Annotated in this window: 17 protein-coding genes; 12 read left to right on the top strand and 5 right to left on the bottom strand. The window is 62.1% G+C overall.

Annotated elements, in window-relative coordinates; genetic code table 11:
- The first annotated feature begins 191 nt into the window (after positions 1-191).
- From AB4N33_RS07610 to AB4N33_RS07600, 3 genes are all read left to right on the top strand, one after another.
- Positions 192-821, top strand: a complete 630-nt coding sequence (locus AB4N33_RS07610) for a glutathione S-transferase family protein (protein ID WP_476456889.1) — start codon at positions 192-194, stop codon at positions 819-821.
- A gap of 163 nt (positions 822-984) precedes the next feature.
- The gene (locus AB4N33_RS07605; RefSeq protein ID WP_460125200.1) at positions 985-1,905 is read left to right on the top strand and encodes a LysR family transcriptional regulator; all 921 of its coding nucleotides are present in this window, start codon (positions 985-987) and stop codon (positions 1,903-1,905) included.
- On the top strand, positions 1,905-2,813 hold the full coding sequence (locus AB4N33_RS07600; protein WP_476456888.1) for a LysR family transcriptional regulator: 909 nt from the start codon (positions 1,905-1,907) through the stop codon (positions 2,811-2,813). The genes AB4N33_RS07605 and AB4N33_RS07600 overlap by 1 nt, the downstream gene beginning before the upstream one ends.
- Before the next feature lie 73 nt (positions 2,814-2,886).
- Here AB4N33_RS07600 and AB4N33_RS07595 read toward each other — a convergent pair whose 3' ends face one another.
- On the bottom strand, positions 2,887-4,602 hold the full coding sequence (locus tag AB4N33_RS07595; protein ID WP_476456887.1) for a cation:proton antiporter: 1,716 nt from the start codon (positions 4,600-4,602) through the stop codon (positions 2,887-2,889).
- Positions 4,603-4,789: 187 nt separating this feature from the next.
- On the opposite strand from AB4N33_RS07595, the gene ppk2 reads away from it, so the two are divergent.
- Positions 4,790-5,614 carry a polyphosphate kinase 2 gene (gene ppk2, locus AB4N33_RS07590; protein ID WP_460125192.1) on the top strand — a complete coding sequence of 275 codons (825 nt, stop codon included), beginning with the start codon at positions 4,790-4,792 and terminating at the stop codon, positions 5,612-5,614.
- A gap of 4 nt (positions 5,615-5,618) precedes the next feature.
- Complete coding sequence (locus AB4N33_RS07585; RefSeq protein WP_476456886.1) at positions 5,619-7,406, top strand: SulP family inorganic anion transporter; 1,788 nt, start codon at positions 5,619-5,621, stop codon at positions 7,404-7,406.
- A 12-nt stretch (positions 7,407-7,418) separates the two neighbouring features.
- Here AB4N33_RS07585 and AB4N33_RS07580 read toward each other — a convergent pair whose 3' ends face one another.
- Genes AB4N33_RS07580 through AB4N33_RS07570 form a run of 3 tightly spaced genes read right to left on the bottom strand, consistent with a single transcriptional unit; the run spans position 7,419 to position 13,265 of the window.
- On the bottom strand, positions 7,419-8,855 hold the full coding sequence (locus tag AB4N33_RS07580) for an efflux transporter outer membrane subunit (protein WP_476456885.1): 1,437 nt from the start codon (positions 8,853-8,855) through the stop codon (positions 7,419-7,421).
- 1 nt (position 8,856) lies between these two features.
- Positions 8,857-12,048, bottom strand: a complete 3,192-nt coding sequence (locus AB4N33_RS07575; RefSeq protein WP_476456884.1) for an efflux RND transporter permease subunit — start codon at positions 12,046-12,048, stop codon at positions 8,857-8,859.
- A complete protein-coding gene (locus AB4N33_RS07570; protein ID WP_476456883.1) occupies positions 12,045-13,265 on the bottom strand; it encodes an efflux RND transporter periplasmic adaptor subunit in 1,221 nt (406 codons plus the stop codon). Before AB4N33_RS07570 ends, AB4N33_RS07575 begins: the two co-directional genes overlap by 4 nt.
- Before the next feature lie 299 nt (positions 13,266-13,564).
- Between AB4N33_RS07570 and AB4N33_RS07565 the strand changes: the two genes are divergently transcribed.
- The 7 genes from AB4N33_RS07565 (at position 13,565) to AB4N33_RS07535 (ending at position 19,936) form a co-directional block, all read left to right on the top strand.
- Entirely contained in the window at positions 13,565-14,545 is a 981-nt protein-coding gene (locus AB4N33_RS07565; protein WP_476456882.1) for a quinone oxidoreductase family protein, read from the top strand.
- Between the two features lie 14 nt (positions 14,546-14,559).
- On the top strand, positions 14,560-15,408 hold the full coding sequence (locus AB4N33_RS07560; protein WP_460141814.1) for a TauD/TfdA dioxygenase family protein: 849 nt from the start codon (positions 14,560-14,562) through the stop codon (positions 15,406-15,408).
- Between the two features lie 80 nt (positions 15,409-15,488).
- On the top strand, positions 15,489-16,541 hold the full coding sequence (locus AB4N33_RS07555; protein WP_460125175.1) for a beta-keto acid cleavage family enzyme: 1,053 nt from the start codon (positions 15,489-15,491) through the stop codon (positions 16,539-16,541).
- Between the two features lie 89 nt (positions 16,542-16,630).
- Positions 16,631-17,950, top strand: a complete 1,320-nt coding sequence (locus AB4N33_RS07550; RefSeq protein ID WP_476456881.1) for an MFS transporter — start codon at positions 16,631-16,633, stop codon at positions 17,948-17,950.
- Positions 17,947-18,609: a DsbA family protein gene (locus AB4N33_RS07545; protein ID WP_476456880.1), complete on the top strand. Its 663-nt coding sequence runs from the start codon at positions 17,947-17,949 to the stop codon at positions 18,607-18,609. Before AB4N33_RS07550 ends, AB4N33_RS07545 begins: the two co-directional genes overlap by 4 nt.
- Positions 18,606-18,929: a Rieske (2Fe-2S) protein gene (locus tag AB4N33_RS07540; RefSeq protein ID WP_460125167.1), complete on the top strand. Its 324-nt coding sequence runs from the start codon at positions 18,606-18,608 to the stop codon at positions 18,927-18,929. The genes AB4N33_RS07545 and AB4N33_RS07540 overlap by 4 nt, the downstream gene beginning before the upstream one ends.
- Positions 18,926-19,936: a YeiH family protein gene (locus AB4N33_RS07535; protein ID WP_476456879.1), complete on the top strand. Its 1,011-nt coding sequence runs from the start codon at positions 18,926-18,928 to the stop codon at positions 19,934-19,936. The genes AB4N33_RS07540 and AB4N33_RS07535 overlap by 4 nt, the downstream gene beginning before the upstream one ends.
- A gap of 248 nt (positions 19,937-20,184) precedes the next feature.
- Here AB4N33_RS07535 and AB4N33_RS07530 read toward each other — a convergent pair whose 3' ends face one another.
- Positions 20,185-21,207: an AraC family transcriptional regulator gene (locus tag AB4N33_RS07530; RefSeq protein WP_460141810.1), complete on the bottom strand. Its 1,023-nt coding sequence runs from the start codon at positions 21,205-21,207 to the stop codon at positions 20,185-20,187.
- Between the last annotated feature and the right edge of the window lie 113 nt (positions 21,208-21,320).

Genomic DNA, 21,320 nt, shown 5'->3' with positions numbered 1-21,320 from the left:
CAGGCGACTGCAGGTGCGTCAGGATCATCGCATCGCGAGCAAGCTCGCTCCTACAGGGCCTGGATCATTCCAGAAAATGAAATGCTGGATTGCGAAAGCTGGGGATTCCGCTGTTTGTGCCAGCAGTAGAGGATGACGCCATCGCCACGATCACCGTGCCGAGCCCTCAGAATGCCAACAAGGAGTACGTCATGTCCCAGAAAGCGATCATGCTTTACCGTCATCCGTTGTCCGGTCACTCTCACCGCGTTGAATTGGCGCTGTCCCTGCTGGGTGTGCCCACCGAACTGGTATTTGTGGACCTGATGAAGGGCGAGCACAAGACTCCGGAGTTTCTCGCGCTCAACCGCTTTGGCCAGGTGCCGGTGATCGACGACAACGGCGTAGTGCTGGCGGACTCGAACGCCATTCTGGTCTACCTTGCCGAAAAATATGACAAGGGCCACTTGTTGCCAAACGACCCGCTGGCCAAAGCCAACATCCAGCGCTGGTTGTCCGTGGCCGCAGGCCAGGTCAATTCGGGCCCGGCCGCTGCGCGGTTGATTACCGTGTTCGGCGCAGGCTACAACGCCGAAGACGTGATCAATCGCTCCCACGGCCTGCTCAAGTTGATGGAAGAGGAACTGGGCGAACGTAAATTCCTGGCCGGTGAAACACCGACCATCGCCGACGTGGCCGTCTACACCTATGTGGCCCACGCGCCCGAGGGCAACGTCTCGCTGGACGATTACCCGAACGTCCGTGCCTGGCTGGCCCGCATTGAGGCGCTGCCGCGCTTTGTCGGCATGCAACGTACCGCTGTAGGCCTGCAACAGGCTTGATACAGATAGTGGGGCCTGCCGGGAGGGTGTCTCGGCAGGCTCCAACCCCGTTCGAGTGCAACCGATTCATCCCCTCATCGTGCGAAAGTCGCCGCAACCGACAATACTGGCGATTGCCCTGCCTGCGCGTGCGACAACGACCTCAACCACAATCGGGTAACCCATGGATCGCTTTCAGGAAATGCAGATTTTTATGGCCGTTGCAGAGGAAGAGGGATTCGCTGCCGCAGCCCGCACGCTGCGCATTTCTCCTCCGAGCGTGACCCGCGCCATTGCGGCAATGGAAGAACGGATCGGCACTCAGTTGCTGTCCCGTACCACGCGCAGCCTGCACCTGACCGAGGCCGGGCAACGTTATCTCGAGGACTGTCGACGTATCCTGGGCGAACTCGACGAAGCCGAGGAGGCTGCCGCCGGTAGCTATTCGGTGCCCTGCGGCCTGCTGACCGTGACGGCCTCGGTCCTGTTTGGCGAGTTGTACATCGCGCCGCTGATGGCGGACTACCTGGATCAGTTTCCCTCCGTGCACCTCAATGCGATGTTCGTCGACCGAGTGGTCAACATGGCAGACGAAGGCATCGACGTGGCGATCCGCATCGGCCACCTGCGCGAGAGCAACCTGCACGCGGTCAAGGTGGGGGAAGTGCGCCAGGTCATCTGTGCCGCTCCCGCCTATTTCAAGCGTTATGGTCGACCGCAGCACCCTGAAGACTTGAGCACTGCCAATATCGTGATGTCATCGGCCAGTCATCTGCTCAGCGACTGGGTGTTCAATCACGGCTCCACCCCCCTGAGCTTTCGTTTCAACCCGCGCCTGGTGGTCACGGCCAATCAGGCGGCGATCAATATCGCCTGTCAGGGCTGGGGGCTTACACGGGTGCTGTCCTATCAGGTCGCCAGCCGTGTCGGCGCCGGTGAGCTGGACATCGTCCTCCAGGACTTCGAGCCTCCCGCATTGCCCATTCACGTGGTGTACCAGAAAACCAACCGGATACCGGCGAAAGTGCGCACCTTTGTCGACTTCCTGGTTGAGCGTCTGAAGCGCGACGAAGCGCTACTGCCGACAGCCAAAGGCATGACGTGATGGACCGCTATCACGAGATGCTGATGTTCACGGCGCTCTCGGAGCGCCCCAGCCTTGCGTCGGCAGCACGCCGACTCAACGTGTCGGGGCCGACCGTCATGCGCGCGGTCGCCCGGTTGGAAGCTCGCCTGGGTGTCACATTGTTGCAGCGAAGTACCCGGGGCATCACGTTGACCGACGCCGGTGCGGCGTTCATGGTCGATGCATCGCGCATCCTCAAGGCGGTTGATGAGGCCGAGGCATCTGCCAAGGGCCTTCACGTTCAGGCGCAAGGCAACCTCAATGTGTTGCTGCCGCTGCTGTTCAGCCGTTATGTGATGACGCCGGTACTGACCGGCTACATGGACCAGTATCCCGAGGTCGGTATTTTCGCGCGGTATCAGGATCACGCTGCCAACTTGTACGAAGACGGCGTGGACGTGGCGGTGCTGGTGGGGCACCTGCCCAACTCATCACTGATCGCGCGCCCCGTTGGCCATGTCCGCTCGATCGTCTGCGCAAGCCCCGACTACCTGGCGCTCCATGGCGAGCCCGATGTTCCCCAGGACCTGCACAAACATCGGCTGATCGCCACCCAACCCCATCAGAACAGCGTCCAGTGGCCCTTTCAGGATCAGGGGGAGTCCATCGTCGTCAAGGCGCGCACGCGACTCAGTTGTGCCACGTTGCAGGCCGCCATCGATGCCGCCGCCAATGGCGCCGGTGTCACTCGATGCCTGAGTTACCCGTTGTACGATTATCTGCGCACGGGGCGATTGCGCAGGGTGCTGCACGCCTACGACCCGCCTTCGACGCCAGTGCATGTGGTCTATCGGGAAAGGCGCAACGCTTCGATGCGCGTGCGCAGTTTCGTCAGTTATGTGGTTGATCGGCTGCGTGAGCATCCCGCGATGCGGGCGGACGCATGACTCCAGAACAATCCCGGAGGTTGCTGAGTCCCCTTGCTGCAATCAACATAAGCGCCTTGGGGTAACCCGACTTTCAACGAAACTCCTGATCCGCCTCGCCCGTGTAACACCCCTGCAACAGCTGATAGCGGTCACGGCGGATGTGCTCGACTCGTTCCTGGACCTGTTGTTCGGGGAAACCCAGCAGCACCAGGGCGTGGGAGGCGAGCATCAGGCTGGATTCCATCAATTCGGGCACCACTTCGCTGGCCCCGGCCGCCTTGAGCTCGGGTGCACGCTGGTCATCCTGGGTGCGCACCAGAATCGGCACGCTCGTGTTTAGACTGCGGGCTGCCTGCAGGATCTTAAGCGCGGTGTCGGTATTGTCGACTGCAATCACGAGCAGGCTGGCGCGTTCTACGCCGACCGCAGTCAGCAGTTCGCCTCGTTGCGAGTCACCGTAATGCACGGCGTTGCCTGTGGCCTCAGCGTCTCGCACCGCTTGGGGATCGGTATCGAGGGCGACACAGGATTGGCCGGCGTTGCGCAGGAACCGGCCGATGGCCTGACCCACTCGACCGTATCCGCAAATCACCACATGGCTGTTCTCCTGGGCGTTGCGTGCGCTGATTTCCTCGAGTTGCGCCTCGTGGTTGGGCTTGCGGTGCAGGCGGGCCGCAATGCGCGGGGCCAGGCGCAGCAGCGAAGGAGTGAGCAGCATCGAACAAAACGTCGCGGCGAGCAGCAACCCGCCCAGCTCGGCGGGCAGCAGGTCGTTCTGTTGCATCTGCGTCATCAGGGCAAAACAGAATTCACCGCCCTGGGCCAGTGCCAGGCCGCTACGCCACGCGGTTTCACTGTCTTGCCCGCGCACCTTGACCAACAGCGCGACCACGCAACCCTTGATCAGCAGCAGGCCCAGCGTGAGGGCCAGAATCAGCAAGCCATGGCTGGCAAACAGGCGCAGGTCGATAAGCATGCCGATGCTGACGAAAAATACCCCCAGCAGGATGTCCTTGAAGGGGCGGATGTCGGCCTCGATCTGGTGCCGATAGTGGCTTTCACCAAGCAACATGCCCGCGAGGAAGGCGCCCAGTGCCGGCGACAGCCCGATCAGGTGGGTCAGCCCCGCCGCGAGCAGCACGATCACCAGGGCCAGCAGCACAAACAGTTCGGAAGAGCGCGAGGCCGCCACTTCATGAAACAGATGCGGCAACACCCAGCGACTGGCCAGGGACAGCCCGGCGAACAGCAACAGGGTCTTGCCCAGCGTGATCGGCAGCGCCCAGTACCAGGCCTGGTCACTGGCACCGGACAGCACTGGCACCAGGGTCAACAGGATCACCGCCACGACGTCCTGGAACAGCAGCACGCCGATCGCATTTTGCCCATGGCTGCTGAACACTTCGCCGAGGCTGCCCAATTCCTTGACCACGATCGCCGTGGAGGACAGCGCCAGCCCGGCGCCGAGCATGAGTGCAGCCGCCGTCGGCAACCCGGCCAGCATTAGCAACCCGCCAGCAACGGCCCCGGTGAGCAAGATCTGCAAGCTGCCCAGGCCAAACACCACCCGGCGCAACTCGATCATTTTCGACAGGGAAAACTCCAGGCCCAGGGAGAACAGCAGGAACACCACCCCCAACTCCGCGACCAGCGCCAGCACCGCACTGTCGTTGACCCAGTCGAAGGCCGTGGGGCCAACCATCAGGCCAACGCAAAGGTAGCCCAGCACCGGCGGCAGGTGCAGCCGGTGGAAAAGGGCAATGATCACCAGCGAGGCGGAAAAAAGAATCAAAAGGCTGACTAACATGGTCGCTCCGTGACGGCGCTGTGCACTGCTGGAAAATTGTAGCTGGCGGACGGCAATGCGCCGGGTTGTGATGCAAAGATGTCCCGCGTCATGGCGCCTGAACTGTTTGGATCTACACTGGATTTCGAGGATGAAACCGGGGCGTTTTCAACGCTCAGCCGCTACGTCAATTTCATGAGGCTCGGTCATGGCAAAAGCAAAGAAGAAGAGCGCCCCCAAAGCCGATTCAGCCGACAGCCCAAAGCTGAAAAACAAGGACTATCTGGATGAGCTGCGTCACCTGCATGTCGAGCTGGTCAAGTTGCAGGAATGGGTGAAGCAGGAAGGCATCAAGATTTGTGTGATCTTTGAGGGGCGCGACGGCGCAGGCAAAGGCGGGACTATCAAGGCCATCACCGAGCGCGTCAGCCCGCGGGTGTTTCGGGTGCTTGCATTGCCCGCGCCCACCGACCGGGAAAAGAGCCAGATGTATCTACAGCGCTATCTGCCGCATCTTCCAGCGGCCGGTGAAATCGTCATCTTCGATCGCAGTTGGTACAACCGAGCCGGGGTCGAGCGGGTCATGGGTTTTTGCACCGAAGAGCAGGTCGAAAAGTTTCTCAAGTCTGTGCCGCAGGTGGAGCGGGCCATCGTCGATTCCGGCGTGATCCTGCTCAAATACTGGCTGGATGTGAGTCCGCAGGAGCAGACGCGACGGCTTGAAGGGCGCATCGAGGACGGCCGCAAAATCTGGAAGCTGTCACCGATGGACCTCAAGTCCTACAGCCGCTGGTACGACTATTCCCGGGCGCGCGACGAAATGTTCAAGGCCACCGACACCGAGTACGCGCCCTGGCTCGTGGCCAATTCCAATGATAAACGGCGTACGCGCCTGAACATCATTGCCGACCTGCTCAGCCGTATTCCCTACAAGGAAGTGCCGCGCGAGAAGGTCAAGCTGCCGAAGCGGCAAAAGCCCGGTGGCTACAAAGACCCGGATTATCCGTACCGGCATATTCCGCAGAAGTTCTAGGCACATGAGTGATTCCAATACGCCGCCGCCCGTGGCCGGGCCTGGCCGCATAGCCCGTAGCAATACGGCGGAACAAAGCGGTTGGCAGCGTTGGTTGCCGGGCTTGCAGACGCTACGTCGTTATCAACTGGCGTGGTTGCCCAACGACATTGTCGCCGGCCTGGTGCTCACCACCATGCTGGTGCCGGTGGGCATTGCCTACGCGGTGGCGTCCGGTGTGCCAGGCATTTACGGCCTGTATGCGACCATCGTGCCGCTGTTGGCGTATGCCTTGTTCGGTCCGAGCCGCATTCTGGTGCTCGGCCCGGACTCGTCATTGGCAGCGGTGATACTCGCGGTGATCCTGCCGTTGTCCGGCGGCGACCCGCAGCGTGCGATTGCGCTGGCGGCGGCAATGGCCATTGTTTCCGGGACGGTGTGCATCCTTGCGGGCCTCGCCAAACTCGGCTTCGTCACCGAGTTGCTGTCCAAACCCATTCGCTACGGTTACATGAACGGCATAGCCTTGACTGTGCTGATCAGCCAGTTGCCCAAGTTGTTTGGCTTCTCCATAGAGAGCGACGGGCCGTTGCGCAACTTGTGGGCCATTGGTTCCGGGGTGCTTGGCGGCAGAGCCAACTGGGCGACATTCCTGATCGGCGCCGCCACCCTGGTGGTGATCCTGATGCTGAAGAACCACAAGCGTGTGCCTGGCATCCTGATCGCCGTGGCGGCCGCGACGATTGTCGTCGGTGTCTGGGACCTGGCGTCCCACGGTGTCGCGGTCCTCGGTTCGCTGCCCCAGGGCTTGCCCGCGTTCGCCATTCCGTGGATTACCCGGGACGATATCGTCCCGGTGCTGATTGGTGGTTGCGCCGTGGCGCTGGTGTCGTTCGCCGACACCAGCGTGCTGTCGCGGGTGTACGCGGCGAGGACCCGGACGTCGGTCGATCCGAATCAGGAGATGGTCGGGCTGGGCGTGGCCAATCTGGCCGGAGGCTTGTTCCAGGGTTTCCCCATTAGCAGCAGCTCGTCCCGTACCCCGGTGGCCGAAGCGGCGGGGGCCAAGACCCAGTTGACCGGGGTGGTCGGCGCGCTGGCCGTGGCGGTGTTGTTGATGGTGGCGCCGAACCTGCTCAAGGACCTGCCCACCAGCGCCCTGGCCGCCGTGGTGATTGCCTCGGCCATCGGCCTGATCGAAGTCAGCGACCTGCGCCGCATTTATCGCATCCAACGCTGGGAATTCTGGCTGTCGATCGTTTGTACGGTCGGTGTGGCCGTGTTCGGGGCCATCGAGGGCATCGGCATCGCCATCGTGATTGCCGTGATCGAATTCCTCTGGGACGGCTGGCGTCCGTATTCGGCGGTCCTGGGACGTGCCGAAGGCGTGCAGGGCTATCACGACATCCAGCGCTACCCACAGGCGCAAAGGGTGCCCGGGCTGGTGTTGTTTCGCTGGGATGCGCCGTTGTTTTTCGCCAATGCCGAATTATTCCATGACCGCGTGCTGGATGCCGTGGCGACTTCGCCGACACCGGTGCGCTGGTTGGTGGTGGTGGCTGAACCGGTCACCAGCGTCGACGTGACGTCCGCCGACATGCTCGCCGAACTGGACGAAACCTTGCACGCTGCCGGTATCGAATTGTGCGTGGCGGGGATGAAAGATCCGGTCAAGGACAAGCTCAAGCGCTTCGGTTTGTTTGCTCGAATTGGCGAGTCGGCATTCTTTGCCACCATCGGCGCGGCGGTCAGCAGCTATCTCGCGCGGTATCCAGAGCAGTGGGGCACCGAGGAGCACGATGATTTCGATTAGCCGTCGCTCCTCTCATGGCTGAGTCGTCCGCGTATCCGCCGCGGTCAATTGCTCTGCCTCGGTCACCCAACCGCCACCGGTGGCCTTGTACAGGTTGATCATCGAGGTGAACACTGAACCACGGGTCTGCGTGTAGTTGAGTTCGGCGTCGAACAGGCTGCGCTCGGCATCCAACACTTCGATGTAGCTGGTGTAGCCGTTGTCATAACGCAAGCGTGCGTAATGGGCGTAAGTACGCAACGCCTCGACCTGACTGGCCTGGAAAGCCATTTGTTCGCGGGATTTACTCGACGCCACCAAAGCGTTTTCCACATCGCCAAACGCCGATTGAATGGCTTTCTGGTAGGTCAGCAACGCTTCCTGTTGGAAGGCTTCGGCCTGTTGAACCTGGCCGGCGATGGCGCCCCCGGTGAAGATCGGCATGTTCGCCGCGACGCCGTAGGACCAGGTGGCGGCGGGGCCGGTAAACAGGTTCGACAATTGGTTGCTGACCGAACCGAGTAGGCCCGTCAGGGAAATGGTCGGGAAGTACTGGGCCTTGGCTGCGCCGATCTGGGCGTTGGCCGAGATCAGGTTCAGTTCCGCCTGACGCAGGTCGGGACGACGCTCCAGCAAGTCCGAGGGCAGACCGGCAGGCACCGACGGCAACGTCAGTTGTGACAGGTCGCGCCCACGCAGAATGGGGCCCGGGTTACGTCCGAGCAGTATCGCCAGCAGGTTCTCCTGCTGCGCCACCAGGGGTTCGAGTTGTGCCACCGACGCGAGGGTTCGCTGATATTCGGACTGATTTTGCGCCAGCTCCATTTCGGAGATGGTCCCGGCGCCAAAACGCAGCTTGAAGATCTCAAAGGAGTCACCGCGCACCTTGGCGGTGGTGCGGGCGATTGCAAGTTCCTGATCCAGATCGCGCAGGGTGATGTAACTGGTCGCGACCGACGACACCAGACTCAGGATTACGCTGCGACGGCCTTCCTCCGAGGCCAGCAGATCGGCACGCGCGGATTCGTTGAGGCGGCGCAGGCGGCCCCAGATGTCCAGCTCCCAGTCGACACTGAGCAGCGCCTGATAATTCTTGTAGATCGGGTCGACCCCCGAAGTCAGCGACGTCGGGCCATTATCTCGCGGCGCGCGGTTGCGCGATCCCTGTGCGCCCAGACCGACCTGGGGAAAGTACAGCGAGCGGGTTTGGCCGTAGCGGCCCTGGAATTGCTCCACGCGGGCGGCGGCGATCTTGATGTCCTTGTTCTCGAGCAAGGCGCTGCGGATCAGCTCATTGAGCACCGGGTCCTGGAACTGCTCCCACCACAAGGTGTTGGACAGGTTTTTCGCTTCCTTGTCCGCGTAGCGCCAACTCGCCGGTGTTTCGATCTCGGGCGCCTTGTAGTCGGGACCGACCATGCAGCCGGCCAGGCCCAGGCACACCAGCAAGGCAAATGAGGGCTTATGCATGTCAGTCACCCTCGTGGCGGTGTTGTGGCGCGCCGTGGGGAACGGGGCCCGAATCAGTGGTCTTCTGCTCGGCATCCTTGCTGCCGAACATGCGTTCCACCAGGTAATAGAACAACGGGATGAAGAACACCGCGATCACCGTCGCCGCGAGCATGCCGCCGATTACTCCGGTACCGATGGAGTGGCGGCTGTTTTCCGAAGCGCCGACCGCAATGGCCAGCGGCACGCACCCGAGGATGAATGCCAACGAGGTCATGACGATAGGGCGCAGGCGCTCCCTGGCAGCGGTCATGGCGGCATCGTAGGCGGACATGCCGTTCTCGCGGTTGAGCACGGCAAACTCGAAGATCAGGATGGCGTTTTTCGCCGCCAGCGCCACCAGCATGGTCAGGCCGATCTGGAAGTACACGTCGTTGCTCAGGCCTCGGATCAGCACCGCAAGCAATGCGCCGAAGATGGCAAAGGGCACGGCCAGCAGCACGCCGACCGGCAACGACCACTTCTCGTATTGCGCCGCCAGGATCAGGAAGACCATCACCAGGCCGAAGATGAACACCTGTGACGAGGCGCCTCCGCTCTTTTTCTCCTCGAAAGCTTCGCCACTGAGGGCCAGCGAGTAGTCGTTCGTCATGATTTCGGCGCTGATTTCCTCCAGCGCCGCCAGGGCCTGGCCGGTGCTGTAGCCTGGCGCTGCGTTGGCCGTGAGCTTGACGGCGGGGAAGTTGTTGAAGCGGGTCAACAGGTCGGGCCCGGTGACATAACGTGTCGAAAGCACCGCCTTGAGCGGCACCATGTCCAGGTTCTTGTTGCGCACGTAGATCTGCTGCAAGTCTTCGGCCTTGAGACGGTAGGAAGGCTCAGCCTGCAAAATCACCTGCCAAAGGCGGCTGAACTTGTTGAACTGCGACACGTACAGCGAGCCGAACATGGTCTGCATGGCGCTGTACACGTCCTCGACCGGCACGCCCAGTGACTCGGCTTTTTCCCGGTCGACGTCGACCATCAATTGCCGGGAATGGACGTTGAAGGTCGAGGTGATGGCTCCCAGTTCCGGCCGGTCCTTGGCTTTGGCAATCAGGGTGCCGACTACTTCCGCCAACTGATCAACGCCGCCGTCGCCCTTGCTCTGCACCCAGACTTCCATGCCGCCGGTGGTCCCAAGGCCCGGAATGGACGGTGGGTTGACCGGCAGGATGATGCCTTCCTGCACGGTAGAAAAGGCACGCGCAGCTTTCTGGATCACCGCCGGGGCGCTTTGCTGTTCAATGGTGTCCGAGTCCTTGTAGCGCTCCTCGAAATCCTTGAACCCGACGAAAAACGCCGCGGCGTTGTTCTTGTTCTGGCCATCGAGCAGGCTGTAGCCGTTGACGATGGCCACGCCTTCGACCGACGGATCGTTCTGGAAGAAGTCACTGGCGACCTGGCCGACCGCGCCGGTGCGATCCAGGCTGGCGGCGTCGGGCATGATTACTGCGCCAAGGAGATATCCCTGGTCTTCCGGCGGCAAGAAGGCGCTGGGGATGCGCTGAGCCATCAGCACCATCAGCACGATCATCCCGGCGAACAGCAACAACGCCAGCACAAAACGCTTGATCAGGAATGCCACCGAACGCGAGTAGCCCTCGGTCATGCGCTCGAAACTGCGTTCGAACCAACGGAAGAAGGCGTTTTTCTCGCCGTGCTGCGGCTTGAGCAGCAAGGCGGCGAGGGCGGGCGACAGTGTGAGGGCGACCAGCCCCGAAATCACCACGGAAATGGCGATGGTAATGGCGAACTGTTTATACAGCTGACCGGTGATGCCGCCCATGAACGCCACCGGTATAAACACGGCGCACAACACCAGCACGATGGCGACCACGGGGCCGGCTACTTCATCCATGGCCCGCTTGGCCGCATCCTTGGGCGTCATCTTGTGCACGTGCATGTTGCGTTCGACGTTCTCGATCACCACGATCGCGTCATCCACCACGATGCCGATGGCCAGCACCATGCCGAACAGTGTCAGCATGTTCACCGAGAACCCCAGCGCGAGCATGCCGACGAAGGTGCCGACAATCGATACCGGCACCGCAATCACCGGAATCAATGTGGCGCGCAGGCTTTGCAGGAAGAGGAACACGACGATCACCACCAAGACCAGCGCTTCGAAAAAGGTGTGGATCACCTCGGAGATCGAGGCACGGGTGAAGGCGGTGGTGTCCATCACGATCTTGTATTCAATGCCTTCGGGAAAGGTCGCCTTCATGTCGGCGAGGGTCTTGGTCACTGCCGCCGAGACGTCAAGGGCGTTGGCGCCAGGCTGCTGGTAGACGGCGATCAGCGTTGCCGGTTTGCCCTGGTACGTGCTGCGTAGCGAGTAGTCCTTCTGCCCGAGTTCGGCGCGGCCGACGTCCTTGAGCCGCACGATGGCGCCGCCCTGGTTGCTGGCGCGCAGGATAATGTTCTCGAATTCGGACGGTTCGGTCAGGCGGCCCTTGGTGGTCACGGCAAATGACTGCTCGACGGCGGTGCCGGTGGGCGACTGGCCGACCCGACCGACCGCAAACTGCTGGTTCTGGTTGGCGACGGCCTTTTGCACATCGGCGGCGGTAATGCCCAGTTGGGCCATGCGATCTGGCTTGAGCCAGATGCGCATTGCGTAGTCCGGTGTGCCGAAGATGCTGGCCTGGTTTGCGCCGGGGATGCGCTTGAGCGCATCAAGCACATAAAGGTTGGCGTAGTTGGCCACGTAAGTGCTGTCGTAACGGTCACCTGCGGAATAGACCGCCAGCACCATCATGAACGCCGATGATTTCTTCTGGACCTGGATGCCCTGGCTCTGCACGGCGGAAGGCAGTTGCGGCAGGGCCAGGTTGACCCGGTTCTGTACGTCCACCTGGGCCAGCGCCGGGTCGGTGCCGATCTCGAAGAACACGTTGAGGGTCATGTTGCCCGTCGCCGAGCTCGACGAGTTCATGTAGATCATGTTGTCCGCGCCATTGACCTGCTGCTCGATGGGGGCGGCGACGTTATTGGCCACCACCTGCGCATCCGCGCCGGGGTAGGTCGCCGCGACAGTAATTTGCGGCGGCGTGATGTCCGGGTACTGGGCAACGGGCAGCGCCAACATGGCCACGGCACCGGCCAGGGTGATGACGATGGAGATGACCGAGGCGAAGATCGGTCGGTCGATGCAGTAGTGAGAAATGCTCATGGGCTTTTCCCGCCCGTAGCCGCGCCGGCTTTTATGGTTTGACCGGTTTCAGCGGGGGCGGGCGCAGGTGCATTGGCCTCGGTGATTTTCAGCGGCCCGCCGGGTGTCACCCGCAGCGCGCCATCGACGACGATGCGTTCGCCGCTGCGCAGGCCCTTGTTGATAAACCAGTTGTCACCTTGCCATTCGCCCACCTCGACTACCCGCTGTTCGGGTTTGCCTTCGGCATTGACCACCCAGACAAAATGACTCTTGGCGCCCTCAAGCACGGCTTTTTGAGGCACCAGGATGGCGTCCGGGCGCGACGCTCCACGGGCCAGCGCACGTACGAACTGGCCTGGGCGAAGCAGGCCGTTGGGGTTGGCGAGCACGGCGCGTACCAGGAAGGTCCCGGTTTCCTGGCTGTAGGATGGGGCGAGGAAGTTGACCTTGCCTTTCTCCGGCACCAGGGTGCCATCGGCCAGCATGATTTCGACGACGAAGTCGCTGCGTGGCGGAAATTTCAGGTGTCCGGCGGCGATTTCGTCGCGGTACTTGAGGTTTTCGTTTTCCGAAAGGCTGAAGTTGACGTACATCGGGTCCATTTGCGAAACCGAGGTCAGCAAGCCGGATTCGCCGGGGGTGACGTAGCTGCCTTCCTGTTTTTTCGCGTCGCTGGACAGGCCGTTGAGTGGCGAGGAAATGGTGGTGTAGCTGAGGTTCAACTGTGCAGTGCGTACCTCGCCCTCGGCGGCAAGCACGGCGGCCTTGGTTTCGCGCTCGGCGCCCACGGCATTGTCCAGGTCCATCTTGCTCACCGCGTTTTGCGCCGCCAACGGGCGCACGCGGGCCAGGGTTGCCTTGGCGACTTCCCAGCGCGCCTGTTGCTGGGCCAATTGCCCCTGGGCCGAGACCAGCGCGGCCTCGAAGGGCTTGCGGTCCATCTGGAACAGGACCTGGCCGGTTTTAACCAGGTCCCCCTCGGTGTACTGGCGTTTGTCGAGGAAGCCGGCAACCCGTGCGCGGATCTCGACTTCACGAGAGCTCTGGGTCTGGGCGACGAATTCGAAGGTGACCGGGGTATCGCGAGCCGTGACGGTCATCACGGTGACATCCGGCGGTTGGCGGGCTGGTGCGACCGGCTCTTTGCCGCAGCCTGCAAGCAGGCTCGAGAGCCCCATCAGAACGACAACTGGCGCGCACAAGCGCTGCCAGACAACGAATGAATTCACACCCATGCCCCCGCTCCCTAAAGGTCTCCCGATCAGAAGCGTAGTCACAAAGTATGCGCTGCGCTAACCGCGATGGAATCGGCACAAAACCCTGTAGGAGCGAGCTTGCTCGCGATGGACTCCAGGACAACGCGGGGCGTCAGGTATCCAGCGTTATCGTTGACCGCCATCGCGGGCAAGCCCGCTCCTACAGGGGGCTGTCATCAAATGAAAAGCCATTGTCGCCCGATGACAAGCGACTTCCCGGTCACCGCCCTACAGTCCAATCAGCGCAATTCGACAATGCTGACTGGGGAATAACAAAAATGGCCAAAGCCGTACGCTTCTACGAAACCGGTGGTCCCGAAGTGCTTCGTTATGAAGAGGTCGAGGTGGGTGACCCGGGCCCGGGCCAGGTGCGCCTGCGCCACGTGGCCGTCGGCCTGAACTACGCCGACACCTATTTCCGCAACGGTACTTACCCGATTCCGATGCCCAACGGCATGGGCGTCGAAGCGTCCGGGGTTGTCCAGGCCATTGGCGAGGGCGTGAGCAACGTCCAGGTGGGTGATCGCGTCACCTATACGGGCTTTCTCAATACCTTGGGTGCCTACAGCACCGAGCGCCTGATCCCGGCGGCACCGCTGATCAAGCTGCCGGAAACCATCAGTTTCGAAACAGCGGCGGCCATGACCATGCGCGGCCTGACGTCGTCGTACCTGATGCGCCGTATCTACGATTTCAAGGCCGGCGACAGCATCCTGTTGCACGCCGCAGCCGGCGGGGTCGGCCTGATTGTTTCGCAATGGGCCAAACTGCTCGGCCTCAATGTGATCGGCACCGTGTCCACCGAGGCCAAGCGTGAAATCGCCAAGGCCCACGGCTGCAATCATGTCATCAACTACAGCCATGAAGACGTCGCCCAGCGCGTTCGCGAGCTGACCGATGGCGTGGGCGTCAATGTGGTGTTCGACAGCGTCGGCAAGAACACTTTCGCCGGCTCCCTGGACTCGCTCAAACGTCGGGGCCTGATGGTGTGCGTCGGCACTGCGTCCGGTCCGATCCCGGCGTTCGATCCGGTGATGCTGGCCATGAAGGGCTCGCTGTTTCTGACCCGTCCGGCCCTGGCTGACTACATCGCCGACCCTGCGGAAAAAGCTGCCCTGGCTGGCGAGTTGTTCGATCACGTCGGCAGCGGCCGGATCAAGATCGAGATCAACCAGCACTATGCGTTGCAGGACGCCGTCCAGGCCCACCGTGACCTGGAATCGCGCAAGACTACCGGCTCTTCGATTTTCGTCATCTAAGGGAGTGCCCTGCCATGAAAGTCGAACAATTGACCTGCAGCCTCGGCGCTGAACTGCAAGGCGTGAACCTCGCCGATGCAGTGCATGACGACGGGCTGTTCGCCGAAATCCGCGCGCAGTTACTCCAGCACCGGGTGTTGTTCCTGCGTGACCAGGACATCAGTCGCGCCGACCACGTGGCGTTTGCCCGGCGTTTCGGTGAGCTGGAAGACCATCCGGTGGCGGGCAGCGACCCTGACCATCCGGGGCTGGTGCGCATCTACAAGAACCCTGACCAGCCGATGGACCGCTACGAAAACGCCTGGCATACCGATGCCACCTGGCGCGAGGCGCCGCCGATGGGCTGCGTGCTGCGCTGCGTCGAGTGCCCGCCGGTAGGCGGTGACACCATGTGGGCGAACATGGTCCAGGCGTACGCCAATTTGCCGGAAGACGTGAAGGTCAAGATCGCCGACCTGCGCGCCCGCCACAGCATCGAAGCCAGTTTTGGCGCGGCGATGCCCCTGGAAAAACGCCTGGCGCTCAAGGCGATGTACCCGGACGCTGAGCACCCGGTGGTGCGTACCCACCCGGAAACCGGGGAAAAGGTGCTCTTCGTCAACGCCTTCACCACGCATTTGAGCAACTACCACACCCCGGACCGTGTGCGCTTCGGACAGGACGCCAACCCCGGTGCCGGTGAGTTGCTGCGCTACCTGATCAGCCAGGCCTACATCCCGGAATATCAGGTGCGCTGGCGCTGGAAGCCCAACAGCATTGCCATCTGGGACAACCGCAGCACCCAGCATTACGCCGTCATGGACTACCCGCCGTGCCATCGCAAGATGGAGCGCGCCGGGATCATCGGTGACAAGACCTACTGATTTTTTGCATCCGCACTCGTAAAGCGCCCGCCCGGCAAGACTCCAGGCGGGCGGGACAATCATAAGAACTGGAGTAACCCATGCAATTCTTCGACGATTCCCTGCACCCCGAAACCATGGAAAAGGTGGTGATCACCGTGGCCCCGTACGGCCCGGAATGGATGCCGCAAGACTTTCCCGAAGACATCCCACTGACCATGGACGAGCAAGTGCAGAAGGCGGTGGACTGCTACGAAGCCGGCGCCACGGTGCTGCACCTGCATGTCCGTGAGCTGGATGGCAAGGGGTCCAAGCGTTTGTCCAAGTTCAACGAACTGATTGCCGGTGTGCGTGAAGCGGTGCCGGACATGATCATACAGGTCGGTGGTTCGATTTCCTTTGCTCCGGAAAGCGAAGGCGAAGCGGCCAAATGGCTGTCCGACGACACCCGCCACATGCTGGCCGAGCTGACGCCGAAACCGGATCAGGTGACAGTCGCCATCAACACCACCCAGATGAACATCATGGAGTTGCTGTATCCGGAGTACCTGAAGGGCACGTCGCTGGACAATCCCATGGTGCATGCCGCCTATAGCGAAATGACCGTACCGGCAGGTCCGGCCTGGGTTGCCGAGCACCTCAAGCGTCTGATGGACAACGGCATCCAGCCGCATTTCCAACTGACCGGCATGCACGCCCTGGAAACCCTGGAGCGCCTGGTACGTCGTGGCGTGTACATGGGCCCGCTGAACCTGACCTGGATCGGTATTGGCGGTGGTTTCGACGGTCCGAACCCGTTCAACTTCTTCAACTTCATCCACCGCGCGCCGGACGGCTGCACCTTGACCAGCGAGTCGCTGCTCAAAAACGTCATGCCCTTCAACACCATGTCGATGGCGATGGGGCTGCACCCGCGTGTGGGCAATGAGGACACTATCATTGATCACAAGGGTGATCGGTTTGGTTCGGTCGATCAGATCCGGCAGACCGTGCGCATCGCCCACGAATTGGGTCGCGAAATCGCCACCGGCAAAGAAGCCCGTGAGATTTATCGCATCGGTGTGAAGTACAACAGCATCGAACAGACCCTGCTGGCCAACGGCATGGCCCCCAACCGCAAGGCTGGGCAAAAAGGCGTGCCGCAACGCGGCTGACCGGTGGCGGGTGCGGCCCTGTGGTCACGCGCTCGCCGAATCGCTACACGCTTGATAACAACAATAAAACAAAGCTTCGAGGAGGCTGAATGGCCTTTCACCCAATCGCCGCAGACGACGATGTCGTCGCGGTCGCACGCCCATACGCCTGGATCGTCTTTGCGCTGACGTTCGGCCTGTTGATTTCCGACTACATGTCGCGCCAGGTGTTGAACGCCGTGTTCCCGCTGCTCAAGGGCGAATGGGCCCTGAGCGACGGTCAGCTCGGGTTGCTCAGCGGCATCGTTGCACTGATGGTCGGGCTGCTGACGTTCCCGCTGTCGCTGCTGGCCGACCGGTTTGGTCGGGTCAAGAGCCTGGCGCTGATGGCACTGCTCTGGAGCCTGGCCACCCTGGGCTGCGCCCTGGCCCAGGACTATCAGCAGATGTTCGTCGCCCGGTTCATGGTCGGCGTCGGCGAAGCGGCCTACGGCAGCGTCGGCATTGCCGTGGTGATTTCGGTGTTCCCCAAACACATGCGCGCCACTCTGGCGAGTGCGTTCATGGCCGGTGGCATGTTCGGCTCGGTGCTGGGCATGGCCCTTGGTGGGGCCATCGCCGCCAAGCTTGGCTGGCGCTGGTCGTTCGCCGGCATGTCGCTGTTTGGCCTGGTGCTGGGTCTGCTGTACCCGATCATCGTCAAGGAGGCGCGCATCGCTCCGCAACGTGCTGCCCAGGCGGCCAAGGCGACAGCGCGGGTCAAACAGCCCTTGCGCACGCTGTGGTCGAGCCGTTCGGTGGTGGCGACATACGTCGCCAGCGGATTGCAGTTGTTCGTCGGCGGCACGGTGATGGTGTGGATCCCCAGCTACCTCAACCGCTATTACGATATGCCCACCGACAAGGCCGGTGGCATGGCGGCGGTCATCGTACTGTGCAGCGGCGCCGGGATGATCCTGTGCGGCATGCTCAGCGACCGGCTTTGCCGAAACGCCCCCGAGCGTAAGGTCAACCTGGCCATCGCGTTCTGCCTGGGCAGTTGCCTGCTGCTGTCGGCGGCGTTCGCCCTTCAGGCCGGGCCGTTGCAACTGCTGCTGATCTGCCTGGGCATGTTGATTGCCACGGGCACTACCGGCCCTTGCGGCGCCATGGTTGCCAACCTGACCCATTACTCGGTGCACGGCACCGCGTTCGCCACGCTGACCCTGGCCAACAACATGCTGGGCCTGGCGCCCGGGCCCTTCCTGACCGGGCGAGTGTCTGACCTGATTGGCCTGCATGCAGCGTTTCAACTGGTGCCGCTGGTCAGCCTCGGAGCTGCGGCGGTGTTCTTTTATGCCAGGTGTCATTACCACAAAGATATTGCCCGGCTGGCGGGTCAGAGCGTGCCTGAGCCTGTCAGTGAAGCCGGGCTAGAGGTGAAGTTGTGAGTCGTCGTTTACGTATTGATGTGTTTTTCGATTTCATCTGCCCCTGGTGCCTGATCGGCAAGCGTCAATTGGAGCATGCCCTGGTGCAGTTTCGCAGTCGGCACCCGGACGTACAGGTCACCACCATCTGGCATGGGGTGCAGTTGTTGCAGCAATTACCGGTAGAAGGCGAGCCTTTCACCGATTTCTACCGCAAGCGCCTGGGTAACGCCGAGGCCATGACCCTGCGCCAGTCACAGGTACAGCAGGCCGCGGCGGCGGTTGGCCTGGCGATAGATTTGAGCCGCATTGCGACGATGCCCAACACTGGCGACGCCCATCGTCTGTTTGATCGCGTCAGCGTGACCGGCAATGAAACCCAGCGAGAAATGCTGCTCGAAAGGCTTTTCGCCGCCTACTTCTACAGGCGCGAAAACCTCGGGTGCCGTGAGACTTTGCTCGCCATCTGCCGGTCCTGCGGTATTGACCCGCAATCGGTGGCCGATTGTTTGAAGGGCGACGGTACCCCCTTTGGCGGAATGCCCGGCGCTCCCAGTGGGGTGCCGAGTTTCCAGATCGATCGCCGCATCACGGTGATTGGTGCGCAACCGGCCCAGGCGCTTCTGGGAGCAATGAGCGAAGCGTTGAAGGAAGGCATTCGCGAGCGCGAGTCGGCATGACCCGGCGCATTCCCGTGCCGGCCGGCAAATACCCGCAGGCCGGTGGCCGGGCACTGTTTGAATTCGAAGACAAAAGCCTGGCGTTGTTCAACGTCGACGGGCAACTGTTCGTCATCGACGACAGTTGTCCGCATCAAGGGGCGTCGTTATGCGGAGGGCGGCTTGATGGACAGGTCATCCAATGCTGCGCCCATGGGCTGCGTTTCGACCTGCGCAGCGGTTATCTGCTCAATTCCAATCTGGTCAAAGTCAACAATTATCCGGTCGAGATCATCGACGACCAGGCGTTCATCATTCTTTGCGAGGAGGCCGCGCCATGAGCGCCATTGCCCTGACCCGAATCCACAGCCGCACCCGCGAACTGGCCCCGGGTTTCATCGTCAGCCTGATCGTTGCTGCCGCGGCTTCGTTCCTGTCCGAACACTACGGTGCGCCGGTCATGCTGTTTGCGCTGCTGTTGGGCATGGCCCTGAATTTCCTGGCCGGGGAGGGTTCGTGCAAGGCCGGCATCGAGTTTACCGCACGCAGTGTGTTGCGCATTGGCGTGGCACTGCTGGGCATGCGTATCACCCTGGAGCAGATGGTGGCGCTGGGCTGGAAACCGGTGGCGCTGGTGGTGATTCTGGTGGTGGTGACCATCGGTGTGTCGGTGGTCGCGGCCAAGGCGCTGGGTTTTCAGCGACTGTTCGGCATGCTGACCGGTGGCGCGACGGCGATCTGCGGTGCTTCGGCAGCGTTGGCACTGGCGGCGGCGCTGCCTAACCATCCGCAGAAAGAGAAGGCCACGCTGTTCACCGTGATCGGGGTGTCCGCGCTGTCGACGCTGGCAATGATTGTCTACCCGATGATTGCCAACTGGCTGGCGTTGTCGCCGCAGGTGGCCGGCGTGTTCCTGGGCGCGACCATCCATGACGTGGCCCAGGTGGTGGGCGCCGGTTACAGCATGTCCACGGAAACCGGCGATACGGCGACGGTGGTCAAGTTGATGCGCGTGGCCATGCTGCTGCCGGTGATCGTCACGGCAGCGATGATCACCCGCCTGCAAGGTGCCGACCCCACCGGCAAGCGCCCGCCGCTGTTGCCGTGGTTCGCGGTCGGCTTCCTGATCCTGGCCTGCATCAACAGCACCGGCTGGGTGGCGCCAGTGGTGCAGGGGTCGGTCAATGAGCTGTCGCGCTGGTGCCTGGTGGTGTCTATCAGTGCGCTGGGCATGAAGACCCAGCTCAAGGAGCTGGCGTCGGTGGGCATCAAGCCCATCCTGCTGATGGTGGGTGAGACGGTATTCCTGGTTGCGCTGGTGCTGGTGTTGCTGCACTGGGGCGCGTGAATGGCAGGGCCTCATTGCGTCCCACCTCCTCGGCGCAATGAGGTTGTCGACTGGTGTTGCACACACCGGTTGTTTTGCGGCGACTGTACCAGCAGTCGCCGTTTTTTTGTTTGTGCTTGACCCATTCTCTGTAGGAGCGGGCTTGCCCGCGAAATAATCCTGAGGCCGCCGCGGTGAATCAGGCTTCCCGCGTCATCGTTCACCACCATCGCGAACAAGCTCGCTCCTACAGTGATTTGGGGTTGCCGTCAGGAATCCGCCGGTGCCTTTGGTTGTTTCTGCGCCGCGCGCCACGCGGCCGGCGGCATGCCGAACTGGGTGATGAACCAGCGGGTGAAGGAGCTGGCCATCGAATAGCCGAGCATGTCGGCGATGCGGCCGAGCGAGTAGCCGGGGTTGTCCAGGTAGCGCAGCACCAGGTCGCGGCGCACCTCGTTGATGAGGTCGTTGAAGACGCAGCCATCGTCCTTGAGGCGCCGTTGCAGGGTGCGCACGTTCATGCCCTGGCTCTGGGCAACCTGTTCGATGGTGGCGCGGCCCATGGGCAACAGCAGATAGACGGCCTTGCGCACCTCGAACAGCAGTGACGCACCGTCATTGTTCTGCAACGAGTCGAGATAGTTTTGCGCATAACGGGCCATGGCCGGGTCGGCGGCAGGGTTGGGCATGTCCAGGCTGGCGTCGGGGCAGACGATTCCGTTGAACTCGCTGCCAAACTCCAGGGTACAGCCGAACAGCCGCCGATGCAGTTGCAGGTTGTCCGGCGCCTGGTGCATGAAATTCACGCTGTAGGGGTGCCAGTGTGAACCCAGTACTGCGGCGCACAGGCGGAACATCACACCAATCGCCAGTTCCGTGGCCTGGCGGCTCGGCATCGGCGCTTCGGTCACCACCTCTTCACGGATGATCACCATTTTGCCGGCCTCTTCGATGAAGATCGCCAGCGAGTTGTTCATCAGGTGCCTGTATTGCACCACCACTGCCAGGGCGTCACGCAGGGTGCGTTGATGGCTGAGCAGAAGGCTGACCACGCCGAAGTCCGAGAGCTGGCGTGATTCGGCCATGCTCAGGCCGAAGGTCTGGCAGCCGGTGGCGGCCGCCGAATCTTCCAGCAGGCGCACGGCGGCATCGATGGAAATACGGGTCTCCGGCGCCTGCAATTGCGCCTTGCTCAAGCCGACACCGGCCAGTACGTCGCGTGGGTTGAACGACAGATACTGGGTGACCTCCAGGTAGTTGGTCAGGACGGCGGCGCGAACAAGCTTGGTCATGCGATGTCTTCCCTGGGCCGGTTGTGAGCGTGGCGACTATAGCCAGCGCATCGGCGGTTGAACAGTTGCGAACGCACCGCCAACCGTCGTCCCGCGCAGCCTGGAATCATCGT

The sequence above is a fragment of the Pseudomonas sp. S1_E05 genome (assembly GCF_056337105.1).
This window is presented reverse-complemented; position numbering and strand designations above follow the sequence as displayed.

Excerpts from the sequence above, each read along its gene's own strand:
- AB4N33_RS07560 (WP_460141814.1), top strand. The coding sequence starts at position 14,560 with ATGAAAGTCGAACAATTGACCTGCAGCCTCGGCGCTGAACTGCAAGGC.
- AB4N33_RS07540 (WP_460125167.1), top strand. The coding sequence starts at position 18,606 with ATGACCCGGCGCATTCCCGTGCCGGCCGGCAAATACCCGCAGGCCGGT.
- AB4N33_RS07605 (WP_460125200.1), top strand. The coding sequence starts at position 985 with ATGGATCGCTTTCAGGAAATGCAGATTTTTATGGCCGTTGCAGAGGAA.
- AB4N33_RS07530 (WP_460141810.1), bottom strand. The coding sequence starts at position 21,207 with ATGACCAAGCTTGTTCGCGCCGCCGTCCTGACCAACTACCTGGAGGTC.
- AB4N33_RS07585 (WP_476456886.1), top strand. The coding sequence starts at position 5,619 with ATGAGTGATTCCAATACGCCGCCGCCCGTGGCCGGGCCTGGCCGCATA.
- AB4N33_RS07550 (WP_476456881.1), top strand. The coding sequence starts at position 16,631 with ATGGCCTTTCACCCAATCGCCGCAGACGACGATGTCGTCGCGGTCGCA.
- AB4N33_RS07570 (WP_476456883.1), bottom strand. The coding sequence starts at position 13,265 with ATGGGTGTGAATTCATTCGTTGTCTGGCAGCGCTTGTGCGCGCCAGTT.
- AB4N33_RS07575 (WP_476456884.1), bottom strand. The coding sequence starts at position 12,048 with ATGAGCATTTCTCACTACTGCATCGACCGACCGATCTTCGCCTCGGTC.
- AB4N33_RS07555 (WP_460125175.1), top strand. The coding sequence starts at position 15,489 with ATGCAATTCTTCGACGATTCCCTGCACCCCGAAACCATGGAAAAGGTG.
- AB4N33_RS07565 (WP_476456882.1), top strand. The coding sequence starts at position 13,565 with ATGGCCAAAGCCGTACGCTTCTACGAAACCGGTGGTCCCGAAGTGCTT.
- AB4N33_RS07535 (WP_476456879.1), top strand. The coding sequence starts at position 18,926 with ATGAGCGCCATTGCCCTGACCCGAATCCACAGCCGCACCCGCGAACTG.
- AB4N33_RS07600 (WP_476456888.1), top strand. The coding sequence starts at position 1,905 with ATGGACCGCTATCACGAGATGCTGATGTTCACGGCGCTCTCGGAGCGC.
- AB4N33_RS07595 (WP_476456887.1), bottom strand. The coding sequence starts at position 4,602 with ATGTTAGTCAGCCTTTTGATTCTTTTTTCCGCCTCGCTGGTGATCATT.
- AB4N33_RS07580 (WP_476456885.1), bottom strand. The coding sequence starts at position 8,855 with ATGCATAAGCCCTCATTTGCCTTGCTGGTGTGCCTGGGCCTGGCCGGC.
- AB4N33_RS07610 (WP_476456889.1), top strand. The coding sequence starts at position 192 with ATGTCCCAGAAAGCGATCATGCTTTACCGTCATCCGTTGTCCGGTCAC.
- ppk2 (WP_460125192.1), top strand. The coding sequence starts at position 4,790 with ATGGCAAAAGCAAAGAAGAAGAGCGCCCCCAAAGCCGATTCAGCCGAC.